General features: G+C 36.0%; 12 protein-coding genes and 1 tRNA gene. 12 read left to right on the top strand and 1 reads right to left on the bottom strand.

The genetic code is table 11. The features are described from left to right. The first annotated feature begins 1 nt into the window (after position 1). The 6 genes from mazG to NSQ89_RS22635 all read left to right on the top strand — a co-directional run bounded on the left by mazG (position 2) and on the right by NSQ89_RS22635 (position 3,788). Positions 2-1,459: a nucleoside triphosphate pyrophosphohydrolase gene (mazG, locus tag NSQ89_RS22660; protein ID WP_095323099.1), complete on the top strand. Its 1,458-nt coding sequence runs from the start codon at positions 2-4 to the stop codon at positions 1,457-1,459. A 21-nt stretch (positions 1,460-1,480) separates the two neighbouring features. Beyond that, positions 1,481-1,738, top strand: coding sequence for an RNA-binding S4 domain-containing protein (locus tag NSQ89_RS22655; RefSeq protein WP_016204747.1), 258 nt, complete (start codon positions 1,481-1,483; stop codon positions 1,736-1,738). A 135-nt stretch (positions 1,739-1,873) separates the two neighbouring features. After that, the gene (yabP, locus tag NSQ89_RS22650) at positions 1,874-2,176 is read left to right on the top strand and encodes a sporulation protein YabP (protein ID WP_047944382.1); all 303 of its coding nucleotides are present in this window, start codon (positions 1,874-1,876) and stop codon (positions 2,174-2,176) included. Further along, the gene (yabQ, locus tag NSQ89_RS22645; protein ID WP_047944383.1) at positions 2,173-2,796 is read left to right on the top strand and encodes a spore cortex biosynthesis protein YabQ; all 624 of its coding nucleotides are present in this window, start codon (positions 2,173-2,175) and stop codon (positions 2,794-2,796) included. The genes yabP and yabQ overlap by 4 nt, the downstream gene beginning before the upstream one ends. 19 nt (positions 2,797-2,815) lie before the next feature. Next, entirely contained in the window at positions 2,816-3,211 is a 396-nt protein-coding gene (locus tag NSQ89_RS22640; RefSeq protein ID WP_341133323.1) for an FtsB family cell division protein, read from the top strand. A gap of 94 nt (positions 3,212-3,305) precedes the next feature. Beyond that, on the top strand, positions 3,306-3,788 hold the full coding sequence (locus NSQ89_RS22635; RefSeq protein WP_047944385.1) for a S1 domain-containing RNA-binding protein: 483 nt from the start codon (positions 3,306-3,308) through the stop codon (positions 3,786-3,788). A gap of 173 nt (positions 3,789-3,961) precedes the next feature. Here the strand turns inward: NSQ89_RS22635 and NSQ89_RS22630 are convergent. Continuing rightward, positions 3,962-4,035 (bottom strand) — tRNA-Met (locus NSQ89_RS22630). Positions 4,036-4,439: 404 nt separating this feature from the next. Between NSQ89_RS22630 and spoIIE the strand changes: the two genes are divergently transcribed. The 6 genes from spoIIE (at position 4,440) to ftsH (ending at position 12,934) form a co-directional block, all read left to right on the top strand. Continuing rightward, positions 4,440-6,917 carry a stage II sporulation protein E gene (spoIIE, locus tag NSQ89_RS22625; RefSeq protein ID WP_047944387.1) on the top strand — a complete coding sequence of 826 codons (2,478 nt, stop codon included), beginning with the start codon at positions 4,440-4,442 and terminating at the stop codon, positions 6,915-6,917. Between the two features lie 184 nt (positions 6,918-7,101). Beyond that, entirely contained in the window at positions 7,102-7,836 is a 735-nt protein-coding gene (locus NSQ89_RS22620; protein WP_047944388.1) for a vWA domain-containing protein, read from the top strand. Continuing rightward, on the top strand, positions 7,805-8,812 hold the full coding sequence (locus NSQ89_RS22615) for a protein kinase domain-containing protein (RefSeq protein WP_341133322.1): 1,008 nt from the start codon (positions 7,805-7,807) through the stop codon (positions 8,810-8,812). The genes NSQ89_RS22620 and NSQ89_RS22615 overlap by 32 nt, the downstream gene beginning before the upstream one ends. Before the next feature lie 150 nt (positions 8,813-8,962). Next, positions 8,963-10,348, top strand: coding sequence for a tRNA lysidine(34) synthetase TilS (gene tilS / locus NSQ89_RS22610; RefSeq protein ID WP_095320978.1), 1,386 nt, complete (start codon positions 8,963-8,965; stop codon positions 10,346-10,348). Positions 10,349-10,370: 22 nt separating this feature from the next. After that, complete coding sequence (gene hpt / locus NSQ89_RS22605; RefSeq protein ID WP_047944392.1) at positions 10,371-10,919, top strand: hypoxanthine phosphoribosyltransferase; 549 nt, start codon at positions 10,371-10,373, stop codon at positions 10,917-10,919. A gap of 107 nt (positions 10,920-11,026) precedes the next feature. Beyond that, on the top strand, positions 11,027-12,934 hold the full coding sequence (gene ftsH, locus NSQ89_RS22600; protein WP_047944393.1) for an ATP-dependent zinc metalloprotease FtsH: 1,908 nt from the start codon (positions 11,027-11,029) through the stop codon (positions 12,932-12,934). Positions 12,935-13,061 lie beyond the last annotated feature (127 nt).

Below are 13,061 nucleotides of genomic sequence, written 5' to 3'. Positions count from 1 at the left end.
AATGAGTCAAATAAAAATTATTGGATTAGGAGCTGGGGATATAGACCAGCTGCCTTTAGGTGTCTATCGCAGCTTAATTGATGACAATAAAACTGTATATGTCCGGACGAAGGATCATCCCGTTATCTCAACGCTTAAGCAAGAGGGAATAACCTTTTATTCCTTTGATTCTATTTATGAAAAACATAATCAATTTGAAGCCGTATATGAGGAGATTGTTGAATTCCTTTTAGAAAAAGCAAAAGAGATGGATATTGTCTATGCTGTTCCAGGTCACCCGCTTGTTGCAGAGAAAACAGTACAACTCTTAATAGAAAAAGATAAAGAAGGAATTGCCTCTATCGAAATTGCTGGGGGTCAAAGCTTTTTAGACAGTATTTTTCAGGCATTGCGAATTGATCCAATTGAGGGTTTTCAGCTGCTAGACGGAACTGCTCTTAATCGAGCAAGTATTCAGCTTAGAAATCATTTGATTATTGGCCAGGTATATGATACTTTTTCTGCATCGGAAGTGAAGTTAACCTTAATGGATATGCTGCCATATGATTATCCAATTAAGATTGTCACTGCAGCGGGAAGCAGTCTAGAAAAGATAAAAGAAATAGAGCTGCATGAGTTGGATAGAGAGGTAGATTTAAATAATTTAACAAGCATATATGTGCCTCCTGTTCAGGAAGAAAAATTCTTATATAAAGAATTTTCTCAACTGAGGCAGATAATAGCAGAGCTTCGTGGACCAAATGGCTGCCCATGGGATAAAAAGCAAACCCATGAAAGCTTACGGAAATATTTACTGGAAGAAAGCTATGAATTAATTGAAGCCATTAATGAAGGAGATATTGACCACATTATTGAAGAGCTTGGAGACGTGTTATTGCAAGTGATGCTTCATAGTCAAATCGGAGAAGATGAAGGTTATTTTTCTATTGATGATGTATTGGAAGGGATTTCCGATAAAATGATTCGTAGACATCCACATGTATTTGGCGAAGAACAAGCAGATTCTGTTGATGATGTGATGAAACATTGGCAAAATGCGAAAAAACAAGAAGAAAAAACGGACAGGGAGTCTGTTTTAGAGGGAATAAATAGTGCGTTGCCTAACTTAATGCAAGCTTATGAACTGCAAAAAAGAGCGGCAAAGATAGGATTTGATTGGCCGAATGTAGAAGGAGCTTGGGAAAAGGTAAAAGAGGAAATTCTGGAGTTTCAAGAGGAATTAAAAGAGGTTAATAATAATGAACAAATAGAAAGTGAATTTGGTGATATTTTGTTTTCGCTTGTAAATATTGCTAGGTTTTATAAAGTGGATCCAGAATTAGCCATCTTCCGGACAAATAAAAAGTTTATACAGCGCTTTTCTTATATAGAAGAAAGGGTAAAAGAGTCTGGGAAGGAATGGAGCCAAATGAATTTAGAAGAATTAGACCAATTTTGGAATGAAGCAAAGAAAAAATAACAATATGAAGGAGCTATTAGGATGAGACTGGATAAATTCTTGAAAATTTCGCGCTTAATTAAACGAAGAACATTGGCAAAGGAAGTTGCGGATCAAGGAAGAATTTTAGTGAATGGACAGCAGGCGAAAGCAAGCACAAATGTGAAGGTCGGCGATGAGCTACAAGTTCGTTTTGGGCAAAAGCTAGTTACAGCTAAGGTGGAAATGTTGCAGGAATCCACGAAAAAAGAAGATGCTGCCAATATGTATAAAATAATTAAAGAAGAAACACTTTCTTAAGTTTAGTAATCGATATAGATGGCAATAAACAAAGTAGGGTTATTTTCTTCGCTTATAAGGCTTGTTCTAAAATAAGGATTCCTCACATATATTTGTACAAGTAGAGATTGTACTAATGGATTGTGAGGGATAATGATGAGCCAATATCATGAATCAAATATGACCAAAAGTAATACTGTAGACCATGATGTGATTATGAGAGGAAGAAAGCTGCTTGATATTACGGGTGTAAAGCAAGTAGAGAGTTTTGATAACGAAGAATTCATATTAGAAACAGTAATGGGATTTTTATCTATTCGCGGTCAAAATCTGCAAATGAAAAACCTTGATGTAGAAAAGGGAATCGTCTCTATTAAAGGTAAGGTATTTGATTTAGTTTATGTGGACGATCAAAGTGGAGATAAGGCTAAGGGATTCTTTAGCAAGATATTCCGATGACACTATCTACACAATTTATGACCATGCTGGCAATGGTTAGCATGGGTCTATTCTTTGGAATAAGTTTAGATACATATCAATACTTCTTGAAAAGGCCAAAAAGGAAAAGAAGTATTGTTTTTATCCATGATATCCTTTTTTGGGTTTTGCAAGCTCTTCTTATGTTTTATGTTCTTTTTCTAGTAAACAAAGGAGAAGTTCGCATTTACTTGGCTTTAGCATTGCTATTAGGTTTTGCTATGTACAAAAGTTTATTTCAAACTCTTTACCTTCAATTATTAAAAGGAATTATTTCTTTTTGTGTCCATGCTTATCGTTTTCTCCTTAGAATAGGTGTAAATATTGTATATAAGCCAATTAAATCTATCATTTTCTTCCTTTTGTCGATAATAATTGCTCTAGGTAAGGGACTTATGGCACTTGTCAATGGTATAATTAGGACATTAAGATTTATCATAGGAATACTCTTTAAACCAATTGAATGGCTTTTATCCCTGCTGTGGCTAATTGTGCCGAAAAAGGGTAAATTATTCGTCGAGAGAATTTTTAATAAATTGGCAGGATATTACTTTGAAATAAAGAACTATTTGAAACAATGGATGGCTAAAAGAAAAAAATAATGGAAAGGAGGAGCCTCATATGAGTGCCATAAGAAAACCAGATGTTACAACATTTCCAACAGAATATAATTTACAGCATCAAGCTAATAGTCTTAGTGGAGCTAGAAAGAAAAAGCTATTGATGCGCAGGCTGACAACGTTCTTTGTATGTGCTGCTGTTATTGGCTTTATCATGATTTCCACACTCATATCACAAAGCTCCACTTTAAAAGAGAAAAGAGCAGAGAAAGAAAAGTTAGATGGACAACTTGTTGCATTAGAAAAGAAAGAGGCAGACCTAAAAGACCAAATTGCTAAGTTAAATGATGAAGAGTATTTAGCTAAATTAGCAAGGAAAGACTTATTACTTTCACAAAAAGGGGAAGTTATTTTTAATATCCCTGAAAAAGATGCAAAAAACACAACTGGAAAATAATAAGGTCAGCAGTAATATTGACACTCTTTTTTTCCATTCTGTATAATATAAGTAAGTACGATTTTTTATATCCTTAAGGAGGCAAAACTTTTTTATGTCAATCGAAGTAGGCAGCAAGTTACAAGGAAAGGTAACAGGAATTACTAATTTTGGTGCGTTTGTTGAGCTCCCAGAAGGCGCAACAGGTCTTGTTCATATTAGTGAGGTCGCAGACAATTATGTAAAAGACATTAATGATCACTTAAAAGTAGGCGATGAAGTCGAAGTGAAAGTGATTAATGTCGAGAAAGATGGAAAAATTGGACTATCTATTAAGAAAGCAAAAGATAGACCAGAAAGACCTGAGAGACCAGAAAGACCACAATACGAACGCGGAGAAAGAAGAGAATCAAGAGGCGGCTATTCCGGAGGGAATTCTCAAAGGTCACGTAATGCAAAATCAAATGAAAATCGTGCTCCTAAGGAGAATTTCGAATCTAAAATGGCTCGTTTCTTAAAAGACAGTGAAGATCGATTAGCTTCTCTGAAACGAAATACTGAGTCGAAACGCGGGGGAAGAGGCGCTAGACGAGGGTAACTTGCTGCTGAATAACCAAATAGATAGCAGGGTTTATCGTTTATATATTCCCATAGCTTAGGCAAGCCAATTTGGCTTGCTTTTTATATTTTTATAGGAAGTTTGTCTGTTCAGCTATGCAGTAAAAAAGAATACAAAAAAACCACGTGAATTTTTTTACGTGGTTTTTTGGATAGCGGCGGAGGGGATCGAACCCCCGACCTCACGGGTATGAACCGTACGCTCTAGCCAGCTGAGCTACACCGCCATAATATTAACAAGACAATTAATATAATACAAATAAATAATCGCAATGTCAATAGATTTTAGACATTTATTTAATAGGGTAGTTTAATGTATGTTTAAGCACTTGTTAATGAGTAGAAAGACCAAAAAGCATATTGCATGAAATGACAAAAACAAGCAAGAAATATAAAAAAAGTGACAGTAGAAAAGACCATTTATATTAAGCTTGTCTGTTGATAAGGCTCACTAATTATAAAGTAACTACTTTTTCCTGGATAGAAGGAATCTATCGAATTTTGTATTTCCATAAAAAATTGGAGGAAAGAAGTCGAGCGAAAGATTGGAACTGCTTCGTTATTTTGACAAACTTTTAAATAGCTACCTTCTATAATGTGGAGCAACGATACTTGTTAGGGAGTGTGGTTTATGGAGAAAGTGGAAAGGGATATAATCGATCCGATTGGTGAAGTTGATTTTGGGAAGTCACGGGATAGCTTCAGTTCATTAGTTCATAAATTTTATACAAAAGTAGAAAACTTCTTTTTAGTAAAAGGCTTTTTACTATTAATTCTCGGTTTTTTACTTGGACGAGCCTTAATATTAGGACAACTTACTCCTTTTGCTCTTCCATTTTTTGCAGCAGTATATCTATCAAGGAAAGATAAAGCACCACTCGCGCTTATTGGATTAATAGCCGGTGCTGCTACTTTAGGGGTAACAGAGGCAGCTTCTAATTTTGTCTTGTCTTTCTTCTTTTTGATTAGCTATAAAATCATTTTAAATTGGAAAAATAAAGAGCAGCAACTTGTACCATTATTTGTGTTTGGACTAGTCTTTTTAGGCAGCTTAGTGAAAGCCTATCTTTTAACAAATGGTTTTACACTGTATGGTGGAATGTTAGCGTTTGTAGAAGGAAGTCTTGGCTATATACTTACATTAATTTTTTTACAAAGTCTGCCGTTACTCACGGTCAATAAAAGAAGACAAGCCCTTAAAACAGAAGAAATTGTCTGTCTTATCATTATGCTAGCTTCTATTATGACGGGAACAATTGGCTGGGCTGTTTATGGCTTATCGATTGAACATATTATGTCTCGTTATTTAGTTCTCCTCTTTTCCTTTATTGCAGGGGCCACTATTGGCTCGACTGTTGGCGTTGTTACCGGATTAATTTTTAGTCTTGCAAGCATCTCTAGCTTCTATCATATGAGCTTATTGGCTTTTTCTGGTCTTCTAGGTGGATTGCTGAAAGAAGGAAAGAAAATCGGTGTAGCACTTGGTTTATTTATTGCTACTCTCCTTATTGGCATGTATGGAGAAGGTGGGGGCGTCCTATCTGTTTCATTGATGGAAACAACTATAGCTGTTTTCCTATTTCTTATGACACCGAGAAGTTTAACCTCACGCATAGCAAAGCATATACCAGGAACAGCAGAATATTCCCAAGAACAACAGCAATATATGAGAAAAATGAGAGATGTAACAGCTCAAAGAGTATCTCAGTTTTCCAATGTATTTCAAGCACTCTCTAAAAGTTTTTCTCCCACAAATATAAGTGAAATGATAGAGGAAGAAGACAAGGAGCTAGACTACTTTTTAAGCAATGTGACAGAAAAGACGTGTCAGACATGTTTTCGTAAAGAACATTGCTGGGCACGTAACTTTAATACAACCTATGACTATATGAAAGATATTATGACTGAAATGGCTGATACTGGTGGGAATATTTCCTCTAGCCTTCAAAGGGAGTGGGATAAGCATTGTACAAGGTCGAAGAAGGTGACAGATGCAATCCATCAAGAATTGACATTGTATCAGGCAAATCAAAAATTAAAAAAACAAGTACAGGAAAGCAGAAAATTAGTTGCAGATCAATTGCTCGGTGTTTCTGAGGTAATGGGTGATTTTGCGAAAGAAATTCAAAGAGAAAGAGAAAATCACTACAAGCAGGAGGAATTAATCCTAGAAGCTATTCAAGAGTTTGGCATTCATATTGAAAATGTTGAAATATACAGCTTGGAACAAGGAAATGTAGATATCGATATCACTATTCCATACAATACAGGCTACGGAGAATGTGAAAAACTAATTGCACCAATGCTATCCGATATTCTTGGCGAGACCATTATTGTAAATAAAGAGGAGGTTTCTGAGTATTCCAAAGACTATAGTCATGCAACATTCCGGTCAGCAAAAGCTTATACAATAGAGACTGGTGTTGCGCATGCAGCAAAGGATGGCGGGTTTATTTCAGGAGATAGCTACTCTACTATTGAACTAGGTTTAGGTAAATACGCTATGGCAATTAGTGATGGAATGGGGAATGGGAAGCGGGCACATGTAGAAAGTGAAGAGACCCTTCAATTATTGCAAAAAATTCTGCAATCAGGGATTGAAGAACAAGTAGCGATAAAATCAATTAATTCTATTCTTTCTTTGCGAACAACGGATGAAATTTTTTCCACACTGGATTTAGCAATGATTGATCTCCAAAACGCAGCAGTCAAATTTCTGAAAATTGGCTCTACACCTAGTTTCATCAAAAGAGGGTCAAAGGTTATGAAAATACAGGCAAGTAATTTGCCAATGGGAATCCTGCAAGAATTTGATGTGGATGTTGTGAGTGAACAATTAAAGGCTGGAGATCTTCTCATTATGATGAGTGATGGTGTGTTTGAAGGACCAAAACATGTTGAAAACTTTGAGATTTGGATGAAGAGAAAAATTAAGGAATTAAAAACAGAGAACCCTCAAGAGGTAGCAGATTTAATTATGGAGGAGGTTATCCGCTCCCGCTTAGGGTTAATTGAAGACGACATGACCGTATTAGTTGCGAAAATCGACCATAATATTCCAAAGTGGGCGTCCATTCCAGTAAAAGGCTTTAAGCAAATTGCAAACTAAATTTGTCAGTTTAAAATGGTCCTTCTAGTTCTATAAAAATTTAAATGGACTAACATTCAGTAGGAGAAAAATACTGTTTGTTAGTTTTTTATTATACTAATCTGTTTATCCTTCAGAACAGGTATAAATACTTCTCTTTTCGTCGAGAATGGGACTAACTCATAAAGATGGAGGGGAGATATTTATGAAAACAGGTACGTTAAAGCAGATTTTGCTTATCACAGATGGATGTTCTAATAAAGGAGAAGATCCTGTCGCAATGGCAGCATTAGCAAATGAACAAGGAATTACAGTAAATGTTATTGGGGTAATGGAACAAGATACAATTGATGAGCAGGGGATGAAAGAAATTGAAGGCATTGCACTCTCTGGAGGCGGTGTTAGTCAAGTGGTTTATGCACAGCAGTTAAGTCAGACTGTCCAAATGGTAACAAAAAAGGCGATGACCCAAACACTCCAAGGGGTAGTAAATAAAGAGCTTCAGCAAATATTAGGTTCCTCTAAGACGATGGAGGATCTTCCTCCCGAAAAAAGAGGAGAGGTAATGGAGGTTGTGGACGAACTGGGGGAAACTGTTGAGCTGGAAGTGCTAGTATTACTAGATACAAGCGCTAGTATGAAACATAAACTACCAACTGTAAAAGAAGCTTTGCTTGATCTATCTTTAAGCTTGAATGCTCGATCTGGCGAGAATCGCTACTCTGTGTTTGTATTTCCCGGGAAAAAGAAAGATGTCGAAAAATTAATGGATTGGACACCTCGTCTTGAATCTTTAACAAGTATCTTTCCAAAGTTATCGACAGGAGGCATTACACCAACAGGTCCAGCTTTAAAGGAAGCCATTCGTTACTTTAAGCATAAGCGCTCATTAAGGAGCTTGATTTCAAGTGATGATGAATACATCGAAGAGTCAATTTAAAATAAATAGTGGAACAGTAATAAAAGGAAAGTGGCATAACAAGCAATATACAATCTTAAAGGAACTTGGCTATGGAGCGAATGGGACAGTTTTTTTAGCAGATTCCAAAATAGGAAGAGTTGCTTTGAAATTAAGCAACAACAGTGTATCTATAACTTCTGAAGTAAATGTTTTGAAATCCTTCGCAAAGGTCCAAGGTTATAGCCTTGGACCTTCTTTAATAGATGTAGATGATTGGGTAACAAATAGAGGAACTATTTCTTTTTATGTAATGGAGTATATTAATGGACCTGATTTACTAACCTTTATCCATAATAAGGAAGACTTATGGATCGATGTGCTAATGATCCAATTATTAAAGGACTTACAAAATCTTCATGAAAATAATTGGGTGTTTGGAGATTTAAAACCAGAAAACCTGATTATTACAGGACCTCCAACAAGAATTAGATGTATTGATGTAGGGGGGACAACCATAAAAGGGAGAGCGATTAAAGAATTTACCGAGTTCTTTGATAGAGGATACTGGGGGGCAGGCACAAGAAAGGCAGAGCCAAGCTATGATTTGTTTGCTGTTGCGATGATTATACTAAATCTTTATTATCCAAAGCGCTTTAATAAAAAAGAGGGCGGGATCAAACAGCTGCATATGATGATTCGACAAAAGCAGGAATTAATGCGTTTCGAGGGGATTCTACTAAATGCGTTAACAGGAAAATATCTATCTGCAAAAGAAATGCGATTAGATTATTTAAAATTAACAAGTGGAGAATCAAAAAAAACAAGTAGAAGCACGATAACAGCTGGAACGAATAGAAGTAAAGCTCGCCAAGTGAACATTCAACCTGCTCCATCTGCTCAAACAAGAAGTAAATTGGTTAAAAAGAAGAAAAAGGCAGGATGGGCTGAATCTATACTCATCATTATCCTTATCTCTATTTGTTATATTTTGTATATATATGGTCAATTAACTTGAAAAGAGGATTTTCAGCAATTTTTAGAGAATAGTCTTTGGTATCACTTTTAAAAAAGTGATATCCTTGACTATAGTAACTACAACCTCTGATGAAAAAGTAATAACATCAAGGCCGGTAGAATAGTGATAGTGATAAGGAAGTAATGAAAAATGTTTGAGGATCAAATTTTAAATTACCTGCAAGGAAAAAATATGAACCTAGAAGGTAAGAAAATCTTGGTTGGAGTTTCTGGAGGACCAGATTCTTTAGCGCTTCTTCATTTTTTATGGACAAAACAAGAAGAATGGAAAATCAAGGTTTTTGCTGGACATGTGGATCATATGTTTAGAGGGGAGGAGTCGCTCGATGAAGCTGAGTTTGTAAAATCGTTCTGTGAAGAAAGAAACATTCCTTTTTCTTGGGAGCGAATAGATTTACCAGCATTTATCCAAAAAACAGGAATGAATTCACAAAAAGCAGCAAGAGAATGCAGGTATTCCTTCTATGAAAAAGTAATGAAAAGGCATAACTTAGATTACTTAGCGTTAGGTCATCATGGAGATGACCAAATAGAAACTATCTTAATGCGATTAACGAGAGGAAGTTTAGGGAAAGCAAGGGCTGGAATTCCTTTTATGCGTCCTTTTGGTACAGGGAAAATTATTCGTCCCTTTTTATGTTTAGAAAGGGAAGACATTGAGGAATATTGTAAAGTACATAATCTTAATCCAAGAAGAGATCCAAGCAATGAAAAAGATACCTATAGCCGCAATAGATACAGAAAACACGTTGTGCCCTTTTTAAAAAAAGAAAATATTCATGCGGCGAAGCATTTTCAACGGTTTAGTGAAGAATTAACAGACGATGAAACCTATTTAATGAAGCAGGCTGAAGAAAAGCTTTCTGATGTAATGGTTGAAAAAAAGGCTGCGGAAGTAGTAGTTGATATTAATCGTTTTCTTTTAATAGCTATTCCTTTACAAAGAAGATGTATTCAACTAATATTAAATTATCTCTATGACGAGATACCTATTTCATTATCCGCATTACATACTGAGCAAATGATGATATTACTTAAGAGTCCTCATTCTTCTGGAAATATTGATCTCCCGAATGGTTTGAAAGTGAAAAAGTCGTATCATTTTCTTCATTTTCAACTTAATTTTTCTCCAGCACAATCCTTTTATTATGAATTATCAAAAATGGGAGAGTTATTATTACCAAATGGGTACAATATTAAGGTAGAATATATAGACGGTGAAACGATTATTGATGACCATTGTATTCTTTTGGATGCATCTTCTATTTCCTTTCCTCTTATTATCCGTACTAGAAGAGATGGCGATAGAATTCATTTGAAAGGGATGAATGGAAGGAAAAAAGTGAACCGTATTTTTATCGATGAAAAGATTCCAATCCATAAGAGGGAGAATTGGCCGATCGTTACGGATAGCAAAGGTGAAATTCTTTGGATTCCAGGACTAAAAAAATCGATATATTCTCATAGTAATACGAATAGTGGTAGTAATCTATTAATAACATATAAAAAGCAATGATCTTCTAGGGGGCACACAAGAAATGAAACACGATATTGAAAAAATATTGATATCTGAAGAGGAAATACAAGGTAAAATCAAAGATTTGGCATTTCAGCTTACAGAGGAATATCAAGATAAATTTCCTTTGGCAATTGGAGTATTAAAAGGTGCTATGCCCTTTATGGCAGATCTTTTAAAGCGCGTGGATACATACCTTGAAATGGATTTTATGGATGTGTCAAGCTACGGTAATTCTACTGTATCTTCTGGAGAAGTAAAAATCTTAAAAGATTTGGATACTTCTGTGGAAGGAAGAGACATACTAATTATCGAGGACATTATTGATAGTGGTTTAACTTTAAGCTATCTTGTAGAGTTGTTCCGTTATCGTAAAGCAAAATCAATCAAAATTGTGACACTTCTTGATAAACCAACTGGTAGAAAGACAGATCTTAAAGCTGATTATGTAGGATTTATCGTACCAGACGCTTTTGTTGTTGGCTATGGATTAGACTACGCGGAAAGGTATCGAAATCTACCATATATTGGTGTTTTAAAACCGGAAGTTTATACGAGTGACAGTGAATAAGTACATGAAAAGAGGAATTCTAGCCCGGAGAGGGTAATTCCTTGAATTTACTTAATTTTCTATGTTACTATACTCTATAGTTTGTTTACCGTGGGAGGAGGTAAGGGATGAACCGTATTTTTCGTAATACCATTTTTTATTTATTAATATTTTTAGTAATTATCGGTGTGGTTAGTTTTTTCAATGGGAATAATCAGCCTACCAAGCAATTAACATATACTGAATTAATAAATCACCTTGATGCTGGTGATGTTGCCGAAATAACGCAGCAGCCTGAAAGAGGTGTCCTTGAAATACGCGGGAAATTAAAAGGCTATAAAGAAAATGAAACGTTTGTTTCTTATGTAACTAATAATGAAACAAATGCTCAAGTGATCTTAAAGGCTGCTACAGAAGGTTCCAAAATCGATGTCAAGCCTGCACAAGAAACAAGTGGATGGATCACATTCTTTACTTCAATTATTCCGTTTGTGATTATTTTTATCTTATTTTTCTTCTTGTTAAATCAAGCCCAAGGTGGCGGCGGCGGCCGTGTAATGAACTTTGGTAAGAGTAAAGCAAAACTGTACAATGAAGAAAAGAAAAAGGTTCGCTTTAATGATGTAGCGGGCGCAGATGAAGAAAAGCAAGAGCTGGTAGAAGTGGTGGAATTCTTAAAAGATCCACGGAAATTTGCTGAGCTAGGTGCTAGAATACCAAAAGGTGTCCTGCTTAATGGACCTCCAGGAACAGGTAAAACATTACTTGCTAGAGCTGTAGCGGGAGAAGCTGGTGTACCTTTCTTCTCTATCAGTGGTTCTGACTTCGTGGAAATGTTTGTTGGGGTAGGGGCTTCTCGAGTTCGTGATTTATTTGAAAATGCGAAGAAAAATGCTCCTTGTATTATCTTTATTGATGAAATCGATGCTGTAGGTCGTCAGCGTGGCGCTGGTTTAGGCGGAGGACACGATGAACGTGAACAAACGTTAAACCAACTATTAGTTGAAATGGATGGATTCGGTGCAAATGAAGGGATTATTATCATTGCTGCTACAAACCGTCCTGATATTCTTGACCCTGCATTGTTACGTCCAGGTCGTTTTGACCGACAAATTACGGTAGATAGACCAGATGTTAATGGTCGTGAGGCGGTATTACGTGTACATGCTCGTAATAAGCCGTTAGATGAGTCTGTTAATTTAAAAAGCATCGCTCAACGTACTCCAGGATTCTCTGGTGCGGATTTAGAAAACCTTCTAAATGAAGCTGCACTTGTTGCAGCGAGAGCGGATAAAAAGAAAATCGACATGGAAGACATGGATGAAGCGACAGATCGTGTTATTGCTGGACCTTCCAAGAAAAGTCGTGTTATTTCCAAAAAAGAAAGAAACATTGTTTCTTACCATGAAGCTGGACATACGATTATTGGTGTTGTATTAGATGAGGCGGATATGGTTCATAAAGTAACAATCGTACCTAGAGGCCAAGCTGGTGGATATGCAGTTATGCTTCCTAAGGAAGATCGTTTCTTAATGACGAAACAAGAGCTTCTTGATAAGATTACTGGATTACTTGGCGGTCGTGTTGCTGAGGATATCGTATTTGGGGAAGTAAGTACTGGAGCTCATAATGATTTCCAACGAGCTACAGGTATTGCCCGTAAAATGGTAACAGAATATGGAATGAGTGATAAACTTGGACCATTACAATTTGGTCAAGCGCAAAGTCAAGTATTCCTAGGTCGTGACTTAAATAATGAACAAAATTATTCAGATGCAATTGCATATGACATTGATTTAGAGATTCAACGAATTATAAAAGAATGTTACGAAAGAGCAAAACAAATTCTTACAGAAAACCGTGAGAAGTTGAACTTAATCGCTGAAACACTTCTTGAAATTGAAACGTTGGATGCAGAACAAATCAATAGCTTATACAAAGATGGTGTCTTGCCTGACCGTACGAAAAAGGCCGATACTACCTTAGGCACGGAAGATCTAAAAGTAAATATTAACAAAAAAGATGATAACGAGTAATCGTTGGAAAAAGATGCGCTTTCGAGCGTGTCTTTTTTTTGTCAAAACCTTTACAACCGTATCTTTTGGAAACAGTCATTGCTTTAGGCTTTGTCTCTTTCTGGTTGTATGTTATGATATTTCCAGT

Origin of the sequence: Niallia sp. FSL R7-0648, from assembly GCF_038007005.1 — a bacterium.
In the GTDB taxonomy this organism is placed as follows: domain Bacteria; phylum Bacillota; class Bacilli; order Bacillales; family Cytobacillaceae; genus Niallia; species Niallia circulans.
The sequence above is the reverse complement of the archived record's forward strand: the minus strand, read 5'-3'. Positions and strand labels throughout refer to the sequence as shown.